The organism is Clostridium perfringens ATCC 13124 (assembly GCF_000013285.1).
In the GTDB taxonomy this organism is placed as follows: Bacteria; Bacillota; Clostridia; order Clostridiales; family Clostridiaceae; genus Sarcina; species Sarcina perfringens.
Genome location: NC_008261.1, coordinates 297,580 through 316,813, shown reverse-complemented (window position 1 = coordinate 316,813; position 19,234 = coordinate 297,580). Strand labels below are relative to the sequence as shown.

Sequence of the window (19,234 nt, the reverse complement as noted above, 5' to 3'; positions counted from 1 at the left end):
TTCTAACTTCTAACTTCTAAAAAAATTATAATTCACCCTATAAAGTTAATCACTAAAAACTTACAATTCACACTTTAAATTTAATTATTAAAAACTTTAGTTTATATTCTAAAATTTTTATCAACTAATAAAAACTTATAATTCTTATTTCTATAATTTTCTCCCTAAAGTTCATGTTAATTACTAAAAGACAATAAATTTCTCCTCTAAAATTCTAATTTTTATATTTAAATTTTATACATATGAATATCTCTCTTCCACTTTGTTGATAATGAATAGTAATTATTATATAATATATATAATTTAAAGGAGGGATTCTTATGTCAATTGAAATAAATAAATTAGCTCCAGATTTTAAGCTTATGGGCTCTGATGGAAAAGAACATTCACTAAGTGATTACAAAGGAAAAAATATAGTTTTATATTTTTATCCTAAGGATAACACTGCTGGTTGTACTACAGAAGCTTGTGATTTTAGAGATAACATACAAAACTTTCATGATTTAAATGCAATTATTTTAGGTGTTTCTAGAGATTCCTTAGCATCTCACGATAAATTTATTACTAAATTATCACTTCCATTTGTATTACTTAGTGATCCAGATGAAACAGTTTGTAAATTATATGATGTAATAAAAGAAAAAAATATGTACGGCAAAAAATATATGGGTGTAGAAAGAAGTACTTTCTTAATAAATAAAGAAGGAATATTAATAGAAGAATTTAGAAAAGTAAGAGTTAAAGGACACATAGAAAAAGTTCTAGATAAATTAAAAGAAATAAATTAAAAAATAAAATTAAAAGAGGATCTTAATAAGATCCTCTTTTAATTTTCAACATAAGTTCAAAATATAAATTCAAAGTATAAATTAAAAATATAAATTATATTCTTATTTTACATTTTAATAATCTCATATAAAAATATTTTTTATGCTCTATAAAAAATAGCCTTCTATGTATGTAGAAAATAATTATACTATCACTAAAACTTTTCTATATTTAATAAAAACCAGGTTGTATTGATACCTAGTTTAACCGTTCTACCCTTAAAATATATATTTGTTTAATAAAAACAAATATATATTTTTTTTATTCTTATAGTCTTCTTATTGTAATATAACTATTTTATAGATATTTATGACTTATTCAAATCTCAATATAATATTATAACTTCTTATTTAGAACTCCTTATTTTAAATAAGAGTTTGAAATTTATGTACAAAAAAAGCTTAGTGAATTATTCACTAAGCTTTTGGTGGCTCGAGCAGGAATCGAACCAGCGACACGAGGATTTTCAGTCCTCTGCTCTACCGACTGAGCTATCGAGCCATAAAATAAAAACCTGGCGACCACCTACTCTCCCACACAGTCTCCCGTGCAGTACCATCGGCTTCTAAAGGCTTAACCGTCGTGTTCGGAATGGGAACGGGTGTTACCCTAAAGAACATCATCACCAGATGTTTGAAAAAACTTTGTTCTTTCAAAATTGCACATATTTAATTTACTATATTTGGTCAAGCCCTCGATCTATTAGTATCGGTCAGCTGAACATGTTACCATGCTTACACCCCCGACCTATCAACCTTGTGTTCTTCAAGGGATCTTACTAGCTTACGCTATGGGAAATCTCATCTTGAGGTTGGCTTCACGCTTAGATGCTTTCAGCGTTTATCCATTCCCGACTTAGCTACCCAGCTGTGCTCCTGGCGGAACAACTGGTACACCAGAGGTCAGTCCATCCCGGTCCTCTCGTACTAAGGACAGCTCCTCTCAAATTTCCTACGCCCGCGACGGATAGGGACCGAACTGTCTCACGACGTTCTGAACCCAGCTCGCGTGCCGCTTTAATGGGCGAACAGCCCAACCCTTGGGACCTACTTCAGCCCCAGGATGCGACGAGCCGACATCGAGGTGCCAAACCTCCCCGTCGATGTGGACTCTTGGGGGAGATCAGCCTGTTATCCCCGAGGTAGCTTTTATCCGTTGAGCGATGGCCCTCCCACGAGGTACCACCGGATCACTAAGCCCGACTTTCGTCCCTGCTCCACTTGTGGGTGTCGCAGTCAGGCTCCCTTCTGCCTTTGCACTCTTCGAACGATTTCCGACCGTTCTGAGGGAACCTTTGGGCGCCTCCGTTACTTTTTAGGAGGCGACCGCCCCAGTCAAACTGCCCACCTAACAATGTCCTGTGACCAGATTCATGGCCGCCAGTTAGAATTTCAGTACTGTCAGGGTGGTATCCCAAGGTTGACTCCACCAAGGCTGACGCCCTGGTTTCCTAGTCTCCCACCTATCCTGTACAGACAATACCAAAACTCAATGCTAAGCTACAGTAAAGCTCTACGGGGTCTTTCCGTCCAATCGCGGGTAGCGAGCATCTTCACTCGCACTACAACTTCGCCGGATTTACAGTTGAGACAGTGCCCAAGTCATTACGCCATTCGTGCGGGTCAGAACTTACCTGACAAGGAATTTCGCTACCTTAGGACCGTTATAGTTACGGCCGCCGTTTACTGGGGCTTAAGTTCACACCTTCGCTTGCGCTAAGTGTTCCCCTTAACCTTCCAGCACCGGGCAGGCGTCAGCCCCTATACATCAGCTTACGCTTTAGCAGAGACCTGTGTTTTTGCTAAACAGTTGCTTGGGCCTATTCTCTGCGGCCTACTCTCGTAGGCACCCCTTCTCGCGAACTTACGGGGTCAATTTGCCGAGTTCCTTAACTGTAATTCTTCCGCCGGCCTTAGGATTCTCTCCTCACCTACCTGTGTCGGTTTGCGGTACGGGCACTACTTCTCTCTCTAGACGCTTTTCTTGGCAGCGTGGAATCATGTACTTCGGTTCCGTAGAACCTTCCCCATCACGCCTCAGCATTATGAGAGCGGATTTGCCTACTCTCACTGCCTAAACGCTTAGACTAGCATCCAATAGCTAGCACACACTATCCTCCTGCGTCACGCCATCGATAATAACGATGGTAGTGGTACTGGAATATCAACCAGTTGTCCATCACCTACGCCTTTCGGCCTCGGCTTAGGTCCCGACTAACCCTCAGCGGACGAACCTTCCTGAGGAAACCTTAGGTTTTCGGCCTGTGGGATTCTCACCCACATCTCGCTACTGATGCCAACATTCTCACTCGTAACCAGTCCACCGCTCCTTACGGTACGACTTCAGCCCGGTTACGACGCTCTCCTACCGCTTGAACTAAGTTCAAGCCCGTAGCTTCGGTGGTAAGTTTAGCCCCGTTACATTTTCGGCGCAAGATCTCTCGACTAGTGAGCTATTACGCACTCTTTTAATGAATGGCTGCTTCTAAGCCAACATCCTAGTTGTCTTAGAAATCTCACATCCTTTCCCACTTAACTTACACTTTGGGACCTTAGCTGACGATCTGGGCTGTTTCCCTTTTGACCACGGATCTTATCATTCGTAGTCTGACTGCCGAGCTCAAAGTATGTGGCATTCGGAGTTTGATAAGGTTCGGTAAGCGCTATGCCCCCTAGCCCATTCAGTGCTCTACCTCCACTACTCATACTCGACGCTAGCCCTAAAGCTATTTCGGAGAGAACCAGCTATCTCCGGGTTCGATTGGAATTTCTCCGCTATCCACAGCTCATCCCATGCTTTTTCAACAGCAACGTGGTTCGGTCCTCCACGAGGTTTTACCCTCGCTTCAACCTGGCCATGGATAGGTCACCCGGTTTCGGGTCTACGGCATGCAACTAGTCGCCCTATTCAGACTCGGTTTCCCTTCGGCTCCGTACCTTAAGTACTTAACCTTGCTACATACCGTAACTCGTTGGCTCGTTCTACAAAAAGCACCTCATCACCCTCATAAGGGGCTCTGAGCGGTCGTAGGCACACGGTTTCAGGTTCTATTTCACTCCCCTCCCGGGGTTCTTTTCACCTTTCCCTCACGGTACTGCTTCACTATCGGTCATCAGGTAGTATTTAGCCTTGGGAGGTGGTCCTCCCTGCTTCCCACAAGGTTTCACGTGTCTCGTGGTACTCTGGATCATAACTCGTGGTCTTCTCGTTTCACTTACAGGACTATTACCTTCTACGGTGGAACTTTCCAGTTCTCTTCAGTTACAATAGCCTCCACTTTGATGCTATGTCCACAACCCCGGAAACAAGTTTCCGGTTTGGGCTCTTTCCCTTTCGCTCGCCGCTACTAAGAAAATCGATTTTTCTTTCTCTTCCTCCAGGTACTTAGATGTTTCAGTTCCCTGGGTTACCTTCATTAAGCTATGTATTCACTTAATGATACATGGGGTTTCCCATGTGAGTTTCCTCATTCGGAGATCTTCGGATCTCAGGCTATGTGCGCCTACCCGAAGCTTATCGCAGCTTATCACGTCCTTCATCGGCTCCTGATGCCAAGGCATTCACCATGCGCCCTTTGTAGCTTGACCTATATTAGTTATAGTTCTCATTTTACAAAGAATAGAAATTGGTTTTGCCAATTTGGCTTGTTGTTTCTATAAATTAAATTATGTGCAATTTTCAAAGAACAATTTTGAGAGATAGTCTCTCAAAATTAAACAGAGATATTATCCAGAATTCATTATCATCTTAGTTGTCCTAAGATGTATTCCTTAGAAAGGAGGTGATCCAGCCGCAGGTTCTCCTACGGCTACCTTGTTACGACTTCACCCCAATCGCTGACCCTACCTTCGGCCGCTGCCTCCTTGCGGTTAGCTCACGGACTTCGGGTATTGCCAACTCTCATGGTGTGACGGGCGGTGTGTACAAGACCCGGGAACGTATTCACCGCGACATTCTGATTCGCGATTACTAGTAACTCCAGCTTCATGTAGGCGAGTTTCAGCCTACAATCCGAACTGAGACTGGTTTTTAAGTTTGGCTCCACCTCGCGGTATTGCATCTCTCTGTACCAGCCATTGTAGCACGTGTGTAGCCCTACACATAAGGGGCATGATGATTTGACGTCATCCCCACCTTCCTCCTGGTTAACCCAGGCAGTCTCGCTAGAGTCCTCAACTTAATGGTAGTAACTAACGACAAGGGTTGCGCTCGTTGCGGGACTTAACCCAACATCTCACGACACGAGCTGACGACAACCATGCACCACCTGTCACCTTGTCCCCGAAGGGATTTCCTCGATTAAGAGTAATGCAAGGGATGTCAAGTGTAGGTAAGGTTCTTCGCGTTGCTTCGAATTAAACCACATGCTCCGCTACTTGTGCGGGTCCCCGTCAATTCCTTTGAGTTTTAATCTTGCGACCGTACTCCCCAGGCGGAATACTTAATGCGTTAGCGGCGGCACGGAGGTGTTGAAACCCCCACACCTAGTATTCATCGTTTACGGCGTGGACTACCAGGGTATCTAATCCTGTTTGCTCCCCACGCTTTCGAGCCTCAGCGTCAGTTACAGTCCAGAGAGTCGCCTTCGCCACTGGTGTTCTTCCTAATCTCTACGCATTTCACCGCTACACTAGGAATTCCACTCTCCTCTCCTGCACTCTAGATAACCAGTTTGGAATGCAGCACCCAAGTTGAGCCCGGGTATTTCACATCCCACTTAATCATCCGCCTACGCTCCCTTTACGCCCAGTAAATCCGGATAACGCTCGCCACCTACGTATTACCGCGGCTGCTGGCACGTAGTTAGCCGTGACTTCCTCCTTGGGTACCGTCATTATCTTCCCCAAAGACAGAGCTTTACGATCCGAAAACCTTCATCACTCACGCGGCGTTGCTGCATCAGGGTTTCCCCCATTGTGCAATATTCCCCACTGCTGCCTCCCGTAGGAGTCTGGGCCGTGTCTCAGTCCCAATGTGGCCGATCACCCTCTCAGGTCGGCTACGCATCGTCGCCTTGGTAGGCCGTTACCCCACCAACTAGCTAATGCGCCGCGGGTCCATCTCATAGCGGATTGCTCCTTTGGTTGAATGATGATGCCATCTTTCAACGTTATGCGGTATTAATCTTCCTTTCGGAAGGCTATTCCACTCTATGAGGCAGGTTACCCACGTGTTACTCACCCGTCCGCCGCTAATCCGTTTCCCGAAGGAAACTTCATCGCTCGACTTGCATGTGTTAAGCACGCCGCCAGCGTTCATCCTGAGCCAGGATCAAACTCTCAATTTAAAAGTTTAATCTATACTCATATTACTTATAAAAGAATTGCTGGTTTATGTTAATATCTTCTGTTTAATTTTCAAAGACCATTTCGTCGTCGCCCTCAAGCGACTTTCTTAGTTTAGCATCACTTAGAAACTTTGTCAACAACTTTTTTCAAAACTTTTTATTTATTTTGTTAAGTTGTTTGTGTGTCTCTCAGCGACGAGATTTATCTTACCATGTATATTGATTTAACCGATTTTATAATACACCTTATTTTCATTATTATTCCTATAATTCTTTATTTTCCTTAATTTTTCTATATAATTCTTACATTGATACGCTGGGATAAGTTTTCATATAATTTATTGTATTAATATGTAAAATAAAAGGAATACTGTAAAAAAGCATTCCTTTTAAAAAAATTTATATTGTTTTACTTACTATTTTCTTTTAAATCTTTTGCTTTTTAATCCAATTCCAGCTAAAAGTGATAGAGACCCTAATCCAAAAATGAATTCTTTACCAACACCTGAACCTGTTTGTGGTAATTCATCTTTATTATTATCATCACTATTACCTAAATCCTCATTATTTTCTTCATCTTCTTTATCCTCATCTGGGCTTAGAGGCTTATCCTCTTTATTATCTTCTATCGAAAATTCTGAAATAACATATTTCTGTTTAAAACATCTTCCTTTTTCATCAATAAGTTCTGAACTTGTTATTTCTATGCTAGTTAATTCAGCTTTATCAATTGCCTTAAATTCTAAAATGAAATTAACTTCATTAGCCTTAAGAGAACCCTCTTCTAAATTTATTAAAACTTCTAAAGTATTATTATCTATAATATTAGTTTGTAAATCTCCACTAAACTCTACCTTACCATTAATAAATTCTAATTTTTCTCCTTGAAATTTAATCTTGGCTCTATATTTACCTGCTACTATTTCATTAAAATCACTTAAATTAAACTTTACTTGAAAATTATCACCTAAATTTATTTTTTTATTCATACTAATGTTAACATTTCCCAAGCTATTGATGTTTGTAATGCCATGTCCATAATCGTAATAATTAACTTCAGTATTCATAGTTCCATCATTATTTAAACTTGGAATATCTACTGGTAACTTTCCCTTAGGCTCTACAGCTCCAAAAACAACTCCCATAGATGCTGGTATATTAGGTCCTGAAGATTTAGTTGGAAACAAAGTATCTCCTTCTGTTGGATCCATTCCTTTAAATCCATATGCAACTACCTGTGCCTTAGCGTTATCATAAGCTGCCAAATCATATGGATTTCTTAAACTTATTAATACAGTATCTTTATTCAACTTATTTCCATAATCAATTACTGACCTAGGTAAATCTCTATTCCAAGCCCCAGGCTTTAAGTGGTTAGCATTACTTGACAGAGAAGCCACTATTATATAATCAGAACTTTCTATTTTTTCTTTTAATACATCATCAATTATTCCTATGTTATTGTACTCATAGGTGTCTAACTTAATATTATTTAAACTATTTTCATGTATAAGTCTATTTATACCAAACTTCATACTATGAATTTGACTTTCATTTGGCGCTATTAGTAAAACTTTTTCTCCTTCTTTAGGATTTAGTGGAAGTATATTCTCCTCATTTTTAGTAATAGTAATTGCTTCCTCTGAAATCCTTCTTTCTATATTTCTATTTTCTACAGATCCAACAGTTTTCTTAGCTTTCTTAATCTTTTCCTCTAAAGATGCATTATTATTTTTTAAATCAATTATTCCTCTATCTATTTTTAGTTTAACGATTCTTTCAGCCGAATCAGTTATTTCCTCTTCTTTTATTTCTCCACTTTTAATAGAGTCTAAAATCCCATTTACTATATAATCTAATTTTTTAACATCCTCATTATTTCTTAATATAGTAGGCATAAGAATAATATCTATCCCTGCATTTATAGCCATTTTTGTTGACTCTAATTCTCCAAAATGATCTGATATAGCTTTCATATTCATTGCATCAGTTATTACAACACCATCATACTCCATTTCTTCTCTTAAAATTCCTTTTATAATATCATCTGATAATGTGGCTGGAATTGATATTTGGCTTCCATCTTTTTTTGATATAAAAGTATCTTTCTCTATTTGAGGAAATTGTATATGAGCTGTCATTATCATATCTATACCATTTTCTATAGCTATTTTAAATGGTTTAAGTTCTGTTTCCCTGAGTTCTTCAATAGATTTATCTACCATTGGCAAACCATAATGTGAATCCGTTGCAGTATCACCATGACCTGGAAAATGTTTTGCAGTAGCAGCAACTCCTTGATCCTGAATACCCTTAGCAATATTTTTTCCTAACTTCCCTACAAGTTCTGGATTACTAGAAATTGATCTTACTCCTATAACAGGATTTTCCGGATTATTATTTGTATCTAGAACTGGAGCAAAGTCTACATTTACTCCTAAAGCATTTAATTCTTTTCCTATTACGTAACCAGCATCATATGAAGACTTTTCACTTCTAGTGGCACCTAATGCCATATTACCAGGTAAGTTAGTTCCTTCTCCAAGCCTAGTTACTATTCCACCCTCCTGATCTAAAGTTATAAGTAATGGTAAATTTCCATCTTCATCATTTATAGCTACCTCTTGTAAATCATGTATTAAAGTAGTTGTCTGAGATATCTCCTTAACATTTTCAGCAAAAAGTATAACTCCACCTAAATCATATTTATCTATGACCTCTGCAACTTCACTATTTATTTCTGTTAAATCACTTGGTTCTTTAGCTCCTTCTTCCTGCCACATTCTAAAATCAGGCATTATCATTTGACCAAGCTTTTCTTCTAAAGTCATGTTAGAAACTATTTCTTTTGCCTTACTATAAGAGTCAGTTGCCATAACCTCTTTATTACTAGTAAAAATAGTAGCACCTATTGAGGCTACAGTTAATATTGCAGCTAATTTCTTTAATAACATAAATTCTCCCCCTAAATTAAGCTATTTTTTCGTAGCTATTTAAAATATTCTTATAATTAATTTAATAATTAATTTTCCCCAGTATATGTATACTAAACTTCTCATATAATTATTAATTAAATTTACTAAAATATTCAAAAAAATAATATCTATAAATATACATTTAAATATTTATTACAGTTTACTTTTAATTATGGAATTCTAACCATTTTTTTATTGATTAATTGCAACTATTTCAATTTAAATTATATTTAGCACCCTTGTTATAAGAAATTATTAAGTATAGAATTTAATTATGATTTTGACAAAATTTATTTTTATATAAGGAGGTAATTAAATGGCTGCTGAATTTAATAATGATTGGGATGATTTATTAAAAGATGAGTTTGAAAAGGAATATTACTTAAATCTTAGAAAGTTTCTTATAAATGAATATAAAACTCAAAAAATACATCCAAGCATGTATGATATATTTAACGCATTAAAATTCACACCTTACAAAGATGTTAAAGTTGTTATTTTAGGTCAAGATCCATATCATGGACCAAACCAAGCTCATGGATTTAGCTTTTCTGTTAAACCAGGAGTTCAAACTCCTCCATCTTTGAGAAACATGTTTAAAGAATTAAATTCTGACCTTGGATGTTATATACCTAATAATGGATTTTTGGAATCTTGGGCTAAACAAGGTATCCTTTTATTAAATACTGTTTTAACAGTTAGAGAAGGGCAAGCAAACTCTCACAAAGGTAAGGGTTGGGAAATATTCACTGATAGAGTAATTGAATTATTAAACAAAAGAGAGGAACCTATAGTATTTATTCTTTGGGGAAGAAATGCTATTTCAAAAGAAGCTTTAATAACTAATTCAATACATAAAATAATAAAATCAGTGCATCCAAGTCCCCTATCTGCTACTCGTGGATTCTTTGGTTCAAAACCTTTCTCTAAAACTAATGATTTTTTAGTTTCAATAAATAAAGAGCCTATAGATTGGCAAATACCTAATATATAACCAAAACTTTATACTTAATATTAATGATTATTTTAAGTTTACATTGATTTATATAAAACTCTTTATCAGTACCTAATCTAGCTTTTGAAATTGCAATTTTAAATTTATATTGATTTATATAAAACTAAATTGATTTTTAAGGAAACTTTACACCCCTAACTTAATATACTCTATTAGGAGTATTAATTAAGTTAGGGGTGTAATTTTATGAAAAATTATAAAGATAATGATGAGAATTTTAAATTAGTTCCTATGAACATGAAATGTAATCAAGAATATTCTTTTATGCCTATGAATAAATTCAATTCAAATTCAATGAATCTTAATCCTATGATTAATAAGAATTCAAATCATAGTTGTTGCTGTATGCATAACTACGTAATGAAACCATCACCTTACAATAATAATTATTATGAAAATCAAATGTTTCCTCAAAATCATACAGATAATATGATGGTAAAAACATTAATAACAGTAAAAAAGAAATCAGATCTATTTGATTAATCTATATGTAGTGTATATCTCTACATATATTAAGCCACTACTAGTATATAAATTAATATTATACTAAAGTGGCTTTATTTGTTTCTTTTTTATTACGATTACTGTAATCATCTATTCTTTTAAAGATTTATATTATATAATCTACTTAAATTTATTATTATTTTAAAATATAAAATAAATTAATCTTAAAATATATTTTTATTAAGGAGTGTTGCTATTGTTGAAAAGGTTACCACAAGAATACCTTATACATTCAATTTTATATATTTCTTTTATTATATTTGCCTTTTTTTTAGAAAGCCCTAAAGAAATACTTAATGGACTTTACAATATAATTTCAAATTCAGACATATTAATAACAGATTATATAAGTATAGGTGGTTTTGGAGCAACCTTAATTAATAGTGCTCTTTTAGGCTTAATATTTATATTTTTATTTTATATAACTGATACGAAATCTACAGGAAAAAGCATAATGTCTTTATGGTTTTTAACTGGTTTTGGAATGTTCGGTAAAAATATAATAAATATATGGCCTATAGTTTTAGGTACTTTTATATATTCTAAAGTGAAAAAAAAGCCCTTTAAAGATTACTTAGTTATAGCATCTCTCGGTACTGCTCTAGCCCCTACAGTAAGTCAATTTTCGTTTTTTCCAGAAGTTCATCCTATATCTGGAGCTATTATGGGTGCATTAGTTGGAATAATAGTAGGATTCATTCTTCCTCCAATTGCTAAAAATGCATCTAAGATTCATTCTGGGTTCTCTCTTTATAACGTTGGCTTTGCTGGAGGAATTATAGCTATAGCAGTAATGTCTTTAATGAGAGCCGTTGGACATGACTTTGAGACAAACTCTATATGGCATAAAGGAAATAATATATTATATATGCTATTTTTATTTACTATAAGTGCTTACTTCATAATTTGTAGCCTTATACTAGATAAATCAAAGAAAAGTGTTCTGAAAGATCAAATAGGAATTAATAAAGAACATGGTATTTTCCCTAGTGACTTTTTTTCAATCTATGGTAGTAGTTGTTATTTTAATATGGGAGTACTTTGTATATTCTCAACGCTTTTTGTTTTACTTATAAATGGTGATTTAAATGGTCCAACTATTGGAGCTATTTTTTCCATGGCAGGCTTTGGATGCTACGGAAAAAATTTAGCTAACTCTGTTCCATTAATTATAGGAGCTTCATTAGCATCTTTAATTAGCATATCAGATATAAATTCTCCTGTTACAGTAGTTTGTATATTATTTAGTACGGGATTAGCTCCTATTTCTGGCTACTATGGTTGGCCTTATGGAATAATAGCAGGATTTCTTCACATATTTATGGTTTTTAATATTGGTGAATTACATGGAGGATTAAATTTATATAATAATGGACTTGCAAGTGGCTTTGTAGCCGCAATTATTGTTCCAGTTATAGAATCTCTTCAAGTTACAAATACAAAAAATAATTTAAAAGATTCTTCTAAGAGACATCCTATTAGTTTAGGAATAAAAAAAGAAGCAGATTAATCTGCTTCTTTTTTCTTTACATTTATAAATTTTATATTAAAAGGGGCTTATAGTTTAAGTAGGGGGAAATTAACACTATGTTAATTTTATACTATAAACCCGAACAAACTCATTTATATATTAATTGATTAACTTTTTATCTGATTTAATCTTAGCTCTTTTTACTAAAGTATAAATAAGAGAGGCTACTATTCCAGTTACTCCACCTAAGGCAAAGCCAAACTGAGGATTATTAAAAATAGCTCCTAAAGCAAGTCCTATTAAAACTCCTCCCGCTATACTTTTAGCAAGATATTCACATTCTTTATCACTTAATATCATCTTCTCTAACACCTTTACCACTCCCAACAAATTCCTTTAACTTAATTATACAAACTACTTATTACAAAGTATTTACATTGAATTTAAGCATTGGTTACTTTTGTAAATTAGATTTTATCTTATGTTAGAAAATAGATATTATTTTAAATAATATCCTAATATCATATGACTTAAAGTCTTATATCATTTAATAATATTGTCATTGTAATATACAAATAATATTACAATATTTATAATACACACCATTATTTATTGCTTTGGTTGTTCTATATATAATATTAAGACATTCATCTTACTTTGTAAAGAGTTATTTTTTACTGTTTTAAAAGATTAATTATATATATTAAGAGTTATTTCTAATCATTTCTATTGTTTTTATAAATTTCCTACTATTTTGGTTCCATGTAACTCCCTAGCATTGGTATAATCTTTTAACTCTAAAAAATTATCTTTAGTAACTCCTCCACCTGGAAGTATTATTATTTTATCTTTAGCATGTTCAACTAATTCTTTTAAGGTATCTTTATTTTTAAAAGCATTATCTAAACCACCCTTTGTTAAAACCCTATCTACTCCTAAATCTATAAGCTTACCTAAGGCATCAACCTTATTTTCTATTTCATCAAAGGCCATATGAAATGTAATGCTTAAAGGTTTAGCTAACTCAACAAATTCCTTTGTTGTTTCATAATCTAAAGTATTATCTTCCTTTAGAAATCCAAATACTACTCCTGTTACCCCTATATCCTTACAAAGTTTTATATCATTTTTCATTATGTTCAATTCTTCTTTAGAATAAACAAAATTTCCTCCTCTTGGTCGAATAATTACATTAATATCTATATTAATATCCTTTTTACATTGAAGAATTGTTCCATAGCTTGGTGTTGTTCCCCCTTGAGCCAAGTTATCACAAAGCTCTATTCTATTAGCTCCTAATTCCTCAGCTCTTTTTCCTTCCTTATAATTTCCAACACATGCTTCTAACTTAATTGTCATACTCCTCTCTCCTCCTCAGTAATATTTTTTATTGATTCCAACTCAGTGTTTTCAAGATTACAATTCCCAGATCTTCTCTCAAAACCTTTAAAATCAAAATTTAAAAACATTAAACTAACATTTTCTTCTCTTAATATCTCTAAGATTTTTATATTTATTTCTTCCTTAAGCTTTTCATATTTTAAATATTCAAATTCATCTGTGTAGAAATATATAAAAACTCCAAAACCATAAGTTGAAAGCTCATTAAAACTTACTATTATCAAATTTTTATCTATTTTATCATGTTTCTTTAGCATATTTTCTATTTTATTAACAGAATTTTTTATACTTTCTATTGGTGTCTTACAATCCATAGTAAATTTAAAATGAATTCTCCTTAATTTTCTTTGAGTCCAATTTATTATGTTACTATTAGCAAGTTTTGAATTAGGTACAGTAGCAATTGCCATGGAAAAGGTTCTTATCCTTGTACTTCTAAATGTAATCTCCTCAACAACTCCTTCAACATCTCCAGCTTGTATCCAATCTCCAATAGAAAAAGGTCTATCTAAAACTATTACCATTCCCCCAAACAAATTTGAACAGGTATCCTGTGCAGCTAAAGCAAAGGCAACTCCACTTACACCTAACCCAGCAATAAAGCCAGTTAAGCCAAATTCATTTGCAATTATAATTATTCCAACTAGCAATATTATCAATCTAATAATTATAGAAATAAAAGGAAATACAATAGTATTACCACCATCATTTTTATGTAACTTAGAATAAAGTAATGAATTTTCTAAAGTTAAGTTATAGGCAAAATATATAAATGACACTATTATTCCTACTCTTAGAATCTTATATGTAGATAAAAAATCTATACCTAAGGAATCAAGATTTATAACTTTAAATATTGAATATATTCCAACAAAGGATACAATAAGCTTTAATGGATTTTCTAAAGCTCTAACAATATTATTATCTAAGTAATTTTTAGTCCTTCTTGCCCCTCTCATTAGTAACTTAAATAGATTATTTATTAGTATTTTATTTATGATTAAAACAATTATCATAATAACAAGAATTATAATAATCTCTTTTATATTGATAATTGTTAGCCTTCCTAAAAGTCTTTCTAATTCCTTCATAGCACACCTCAAAAGATATTCTTCTTTTTATCTTTTCCTGAAATGACTAATTTATTTTAAATTTAAATATAAAAATAAACCTAGATAAAATATTTTTTATATTTTATCTAGGTTTATTAATTTCCACTTTTATACTATTTCATCAAAGTATTCACTAACTTCTTGATTACTTTTCTTTATGCTTTATTGAGGTATATGACTTTTTATATAAGACTTTACCTCTTCTGGACGAATATCAAGGATAACTGCAAACTCTTCATTTATTAATTTTTCCGCAGTTTGCATAATCTCATCGTCGCCCTTACATGCCTTTTTACCATCTAATTTTCTTTTCTTTTTATCTAAATATATACTTCTTATTAATACAATTAAATCATCACAATTTCCACTTCTAAGCATTGTTTTGAACTCATCATTTCTTTGTCTATCATTATCTATCCATAAAGTTTCCGTCTCTGGGATACTATTTATAATGGAATTTACATCCTCCTTAGAAAGAAGAGTTCTCATAGAAATTTTCTTATTATCAACTGGAATTTTAATTACTGTCTTCTTAGGATACTTAGAATAGACTGGACTTAATACATAATATTCTTTTTCAATATTATTCATAAGAGTTTCTTTAGTAATATCTATAACCTGACAAACCCCAACGGTTCCATACATTATATAATCATTAATTTTAAACAATAAATTTTCACCTTCCTTAAATTAAAATTTTGCTTTCATCTCATCATTAAGAGATTGCTCTTTTAACTCAAGTAGTTAGCACTATACTTTTCTAAAATAAAAAAAGTAGTTTTAACAACTGGAATTACGTCATTAAAACTACACGCTGTATACTTCTATTTTACCACATTAAAAATATTTAATGTAAGGAAATATTTTATTTTTAAAATATATATGATTTTACTCAATATCAATTTTCATATCTCTATAATAATATTTCATATCATTTTCATTAATTTCTCTTAATACTCTACATGGATTTCCTACAGCAACTACATTAGATGGAATGTCCTTTGTAACAATACTTCCTGCTCCAATTACTGAATTATCTCCAATATTAACGCCTGGAAGTATCACAGAATTTGCACCAATCCAAACATTATTTCCTATATGTATAGGAATATTATATTGAGCTTGTTTACTTCTTAATTCTGGATGTATAGGATGTGTCCCTGCTGATACTGTAACATTTGGGCCAAACATCACATTATTTCCAACAAATATATCGCAGTCATCAACCATTGTTAAATTAAAATTAGCATAAACTCCATTGCCAAAATGTACATTTTTTCCTCCCCAATTAGCATGGAAAGGCGGTTCAATATAACAATCATCTCCTATTTCAGCAAACATCTTCTTTAGTATTTTCTCCCTTTTATCCTGTTCTGAAGGTCTTGTTTTATTAAAATCATAAAGTAACTCTAAAGCCTTCATCTGTTCCCTCATCAAATCTTCATCATTACAATAATAAAGTTTTTGGCCATACATTCTTTCTCTTATTTCTTTCAAGTCCATAATCTTCTCATCCTTTTATAGAATTCGTATTTTTTAAGTTCTTAATATAAATTTTATAAAAAAACTATATAGTATCAACATAAAATTCTAAATTTATTTAAGATATAATGTAAATTTTTATTATGAATTAAAATACAAAATATTAATAAAAAATCTGCCTCTTAATTAAATATAAGAATCAGATTTTACTTAATAGCCTTTTAATTTTTATTAGAAGATATATAAGTTTACTTAAAATATATTTTGCATTTTAATATATTAATTTACATTATCATAGGCATCTACTAAATATTTTTCCAAATCATATAATTCATCTATAGAATTAATATATACCCTTGATTCTCCTATTCCCTTTGGAGCTTGCTCAATCTCCTTATTAGGACAAATATTTTTTGCGTATTCTACAGGTAATTTAGTCATTACATTTTTCTTACTAGCATCTAAATTAAATCTAATAATCCATCTAGTTGTATTCCTTAAATACACAGAAAAATAGTTTGTAGTATCTTTATAATTAATCTCTGAAATATCTCTATTATTTTTCTCTAGTATATCTTTAACTATATTAAAACCTTTAAGTTCATTCTCTGTGGTTATTATCCCCTTCTGAACTTTATTTCCTATTTCAATTTCAGATAAGTCTTCTCTATTAACACTATCATTATTTATATTTTCTTCTTTTTTTATAGTTAATGTCTCTTGTTGATATAACCCCTTACTAACTATATCTAAAACTGCATTTGAAATTGCTTTTTTTACAAGTGGTCTAAATCTCTCAATCACATTGGATGTTATTCTCATTTCACTAAAATCCTTTACTATGAATCTTACAAAATCATCACTTGGATTGCTAAAAAGTCTTCTTAAACTTTCATTTAAAGTAGAAGTATAAACTAATTCTTCAGCATAAGTTATTAATGAATCCTTATCAAAATTTTCTTTTCTTAATTTATTTAAACTTTCTATATCCGATTCTTTAATCTCTAGTAAATTTATATTTAAAAATGGAGTATCATCCATTACATTATTTGCATTTAAATCAGTAAAAAATTTATATTCAATCCCATTAGTTAATATAGCAAGCTTAACTTCTTTTGTTGAATTGAAATATCTCGCTAATTGTGCATCATGATTGTTTAAATTTTCATTTACTGATTTTGCTTCTATAAATATTATTGGTTCATTTTCTTTAAATAAAGCATAATCAACCTTTTCGCCTTTTTTTATTCCAAAGTCAGCACTATATTCTGGTCTAATTTCAATAGGATTAAAAACATCAAATCCTAATATTTGAATAAATGGTATTATTAATGCTTGTTTTGTCATTTCTTCATTAGTGATATATTCTTTTCTCTCTTTTACCTGAACTGATAATTTTTGAATGTCATCTTTAAAAGCCATTTTAAACCTCCCCTTAAATTAACCTCTTTAAATAATATGTATTTGTTACTCTTTTATTACACTAAGCTAGTTCATCATTTTAAAAATTTAAAGCTTTAAATATATTTTTATATAATTTATTTTTATATTTATAAAGCTTAATTTTTCTATCTCTTGGCATATTAAAATTAAGAGTCTTATAATTGAATTATAAATAAATATTTGGAGATGATTTCATGGATGATAAGATAAACAAATTAAAAGAAATAATAAAAAATAGTAATAACATAGTTTTCTTTGGAGGAGCTGGCGTGTCAACTGAGTCTGGAATTCCTGACTTTAGAAGTGCTAATGGCTTATTTAATGAAAAGCTTAATATTACTTTTACCCCTGAACAATTAGTTTCTCATAGTTTTTTTGAAAGATATCCAGAAGAGTTTTTCAACTTTTATAAAGCTAAACTTATTTATCCTAATGCCAAGCCTAATGATGCACATATTGCCTTGGCTAAACTTGAAGAAATGGGAAAATTAAAGGCTATAGTCACTCAAAACATAGATGGACTTCATCAAATGGCAGGGAGCAAAAATGTTTTTGAACTTCATGGTTCAGTTCTTAGAAACTACTGTGTAGATTGCCACACTTTCTATGATGAAAAATTTATTCTTGAATCAAAGGGTGTTCCAAAATGTACTAAGTGTGGTGGAATAGTTAAACCTGATGTGGTTTTATATGAAGAGCCTTTAGATGATAATGTTATTAGAGGTGCTATTGATGCTATTTCTAAAGCAGATACCCTTATAATAGGCGGAACTTCCTTAGTTGTTTATCCTGCTGCAGGGCTTATTAACTATTTTAGAGGAAAGAATTTAGTTTTAATAAACAAAAGTTCAACTCAAGCTGATTCTAAAGCTGACTTAGTTATAAATGACTCCATAGGAAAAGTATTAGGAAAAGTTATTGATTAATTTTTATTGTACTATAAATTTTTTGTTAAAAATATCCAAAAGATTATTGTTTGATATATACTTAATAAAAAGCATTATTATATATTACTTTAAATAAATTTAATTTAGGTATATTAAGGGGTTGGGTATTAAACAAATGTTTATTCAAAAGATTTTAAGTTACAAAAAAATTTTTAAAATTAATATGTTATTTTTAATACTATGCTTAGCTATAAATATTATCTTATTTAAAAATTTACCGAACAAAATTGCTTTACAGATAGTAGAAAGCGGAGAATTAGGTAATTATATTCCAAAATTATTTTTTATATTTTTCACACCAATAGTAATTTCTTTAATAACTTTTTATAATTATATGAAAACTGAACTTAGGGTTTCACGTTCTATAGTACCAGTAATAGTTCTGTTTATTCTTAATATAATTATTTTAATAACAAATTTATTTGCTTAATAAAAAAGAGACTATTAATTTTTTAATAGTCTCTTTCTAAGTTTATTTAACAAATTTCTATGTAGTATTCTTAGTTAGATAATTTTATCCTTGAGAAACTTGTTGTTTTACAGTAGCTACTTCTTCTGGAGTTGCTTGTTGAGCAGGGATATAGTATCCTTTTTCTTTTGCAATTTTGAAAAGAGCATATTGACGTACTTCATCTTGGTTTCTCATGTTTTGTATAGTTTCTCTTAATTCTTGATTCTCACATTGAGAAATTATACCACCATATCCTGCTAAACTTGCATTTATTCCAGCAAGATAATCGCTTATCATTTCTTTTTCTTGCATGTTAAT

13 protein-coding genes, 1 tRNA gene and 3 rRNA genes are annotated in these 19,234 nt (G+C 32.2%); 5 read left to right on the top strand and 12 right to left on the bottom strand.

The genetic code is table 11. The features are described from left to right. The first annotated feature begins 320 nt into the window (after positions 1 to 320). Positions 321 to 788, top strand: coding sequence for a peroxiredoxin (locus tag CPF_RS01345; protein ID WP_003470229.1), 468 nt, complete (start codon positions 321 to 323; stop codon positions 786 to 788). Positions 789 to 1,253: 465 nt separating this feature from the next. On the opposite strand, the gene CPF_RS01340 is transcribed toward CPF_RS01345, so the two are convergent. From CPF_RS01340 to CPF_RS01320, 5 genes are all read right to left on the bottom strand, one after another. After that, a tRNA-Phe gene (locus tag CPF_RS01340) sits at positions 1,254 to 1,329 on the bottom strand. Between the two features lie 11 nt (positions 1,330 to 1,340). Further along, positions 1,341 to 1,458: ribosomal RNA gene (rrf, locus tag CPF_RS01335) — 5S ribosomal RNA — on the bottom strand. Between the two features lie 52 nt (positions 1,459 to 1,510). Next, positions 1,511 to 4,415: ribosomal RNA gene (locus tag CPF_RS01330) — 23S ribosomal RNA — on the bottom strand. Positions 4,416 to 4,602: 187 nt separating this feature from the next. After that, positions 4,603 to 6,115, bottom strand: a 16S ribosomal RNA gene (locus CPF_RS01325). Together the 16S, 23S and 5S rRNA genes with 1 tRNA gene alongside form the textbook arrangement of a ribosomal RNA operon. A 416-nt stretch (positions 6,116 to 6,531) precedes the next feature. Beyond that, positions 6,532 to 9,069, bottom strand: coding sequence for a glycoside hydrolase family 3 protein (locus CPF_RS01320; protein WP_003468707.1), 2,538 nt, complete (start codon positions 9,067 to 9,069; stop codon positions 6,532 to 6,534). 337 nt (positions 9,070 to 9,406) lie between these two features. On the opposite strand from CPF_RS01320, the gene CPF_RS01315 reads away from it, so the two are divergent. The 3 genes from CPF_RS01315 (at position 9,407) to CPF_RS01305 (ending at position 12,119) form a co-directional block, all read left to right on the top strand. Continuing rightward, complete coding sequence (locus CPF_RS01315; RefSeq protein ID WP_004458079.1) at positions 9,407 to 10,084, top strand: uracil-DNA glycosylase; 678 nt, start codon at positions 9,407 to 9,409, stop codon at positions 10,082 to 10,084. A gap of 207 nt (positions 10,085 to 10,291) precedes the next feature. Further along, complete coding sequence (locus CPF_RS01310) at positions 10,292 to 10,588, top strand: hypothetical protein (protein WP_003464244.1); 297 nt, start codon at positions 10,292 to 10,294, stop codon at positions 10,586 to 10,588. Positions 10,589 to 10,808: 220 nt separating this feature from the next. Beyond that, a complete protein-coding gene (locus CPF_RS01305; protein WP_004458058.1) occupies positions 10,809 to 12,119 on the top strand; it encodes a DUF1576 domain-containing protein in 1,311 nt (436 codons plus the stop codon). 120 nt (positions 12,120 to 12,239) lie between these two features. On the opposite strand, the gene CPF_RS01300 is transcribed toward CPF_RS01305, so the two are convergent. The 6 genes from CPF_RS01300 to CPF_RS01275 form a co-directional block, all read right to left on the bottom strand. Beyond that, positions 12,240 to 12,452 (bottom strand): hypothetical protein, encoded by a 213-nt coding sequence (locus CPF_RS01300; protein WP_003464293.1) that lies wholly within the window; start codon positions 12,450 to 12,452, stop codon positions 12,240 to 12,242. Between the two features lie 363 nt (positions 12,453 to 12,815). Further along, entirely contained in the window at positions 12,816 to 13,439 is a 624-nt protein-coding gene (locus CPF_RS01295; protein WP_011590116.1) for a copper homeostasis protein CutC, read from the bottom strand. Then, positions 13,436 to 14,572 (bottom strand): mechanosensitive ion channel family protein, encoded by a 1,137-nt coding sequence (locus CPF_RS01290; protein ID WP_011590115.1) that lies wholly within the window; start codon positions 14,570 to 14,572, stop codon positions 13,436 to 13,438. The genes CPF_RS01295 and CPF_RS01290 overlap by 4 nt, the downstream gene beginning before the upstream one ends. A 183-nt stretch (positions 14,573 to 14,755) precedes the next feature. Further along, positions 14,756 to 15,262 (bottom strand): CarD family transcriptional regulator, encoded by a 507-nt coding sequence (locus CPF_RS01285; protein WP_003464290.1) that lies wholly within the window; start codon positions 15,260 to 15,262, stop codon positions 14,756 to 14,758. Between the two features lie 219 nt (positions 15,263 to 15,481). Next, positions 15,482 to 16,096, bottom strand: a complete 615-nt coding sequence (locus tag CPF_RS01280) for a sugar O-acetyltransferase (RefSeq protein ID WP_011590113.1) — start codon at positions 16,094 to 16,096, stop codon at positions 15,482 to 15,484. A 258-nt stretch (positions 16,097 to 16,354) separates the two neighbouring features. After that, the gene (locus CPF_RS01275; protein ID WP_003479536.1) at positions 16,355 to 17,497 is read right to left on the bottom strand and encodes a type I restriction endonuclease; all 1,143 of its coding nucleotides are present in this window, start codon (positions 17,495 to 17,497) and stop codon (positions 16,355 to 16,357) included. A 215-nt stretch (positions 17,498 to 17,712) separates the two neighbouring features. Between CPF_RS01275 and CPF_RS01270 the strand changes: the two genes are divergently transcribed. Then, positions 17,713 to 18,444, top strand: a complete 732-nt coding sequence (locus CPF_RS01270; RefSeq protein WP_003472385.1) for an NAD-dependent protein deacylase — start codon at positions 17,713 to 17,715, stop codon at positions 18,442 to 18,444. Between the two features lie 535 nt (positions 18,445 to 18,979). On the opposite strand, the gene CPF_RS01260 is transcribed toward CPF_RS01270, so the two are convergent. Further along, on the bottom strand, positions 18,980 to 19,228 hold the full coding sequence (locus CPF_RS01260) for a spore coat protein (RefSeq protein ID WP_003458352.1): 249 nt from the start codon (positions 19,226 to 19,228) through the stop codon (positions 18,980 to 18,982). Positions 19,229 to 19,234: the final 6 nt, after the last annotated feature.

Excerpts from the sequence above, each read along its gene's own strand:
- CPF_RS01345 (WP_003470229.1), top strand. The coding sequence starts at position 321 with ATGTCAATTGAAATAAATAAATTAGCTCCAGATTTTAAGCTTATGGGC.
- CPF_RS01320 (WP_003468707.1), bottom strand. The coding sequence starts at position 9,069 with ATGTTATTAAAGAAATTAGCTGCAATATTAACTGTAGCCTCAATAGGT.
- CPF_RS01315 (WP_004458079.1), top strand. The coding sequence starts at position 9,407 with ATGGCTGCTGAATTTAATAATGATTGGGATGATTTATTAAAAGATGAG.
- CPF_RS01310 (WP_003464244.1), top strand. The coding sequence starts at position 10,292 with ATGAAAAATTATAAAGATAATGATGAGAATTTTAAATTAGTTCCTATG.
- CPF_RS01295 (WP_011590116.1), bottom strand. The coding sequence starts at position 13,439 with ATGACAATTAAGTTAGAAGCATGTGTTGGAAATTATAAGGAAGGAAAA.
- CPF_RS01290 (WP_011590115.1), bottom strand. The coding sequence starts at position 14,572 with ATGAAGGAATTAGAAAGACTTTTAGGAAGGCTAACAATTATCAATATA.
- CPF_RS01280 (WP_011590113.1), bottom strand. The coding sequence starts at position 16,096 with ATGGACTTGAAAGAAATAAGAGAAAGAATGTATGGCCAAAAACTTTAT.
- CPF_RS01275 (WP_003479536.1), bottom strand. The coding sequence starts at position 17,497 with ATGGCTTTTAAAGATGACATTCAAAAATTATCAGTTCAGGTAAAAGAG.
- CPF_RS01270 (WP_003472385.1), top strand. The coding sequence starts at position 17,713 with ATGGATGATAAGATAAACAAATTAAAAGAAATAATAAAAAATAGTAAT.
- CPF_RS01260 (WP_003458352.1), bottom strand. The coding sequence starts at position 19,228 with ATGCAAGAAAAAGAAATGATAAGCGATTATCTTGCTGGAATAAATGCA.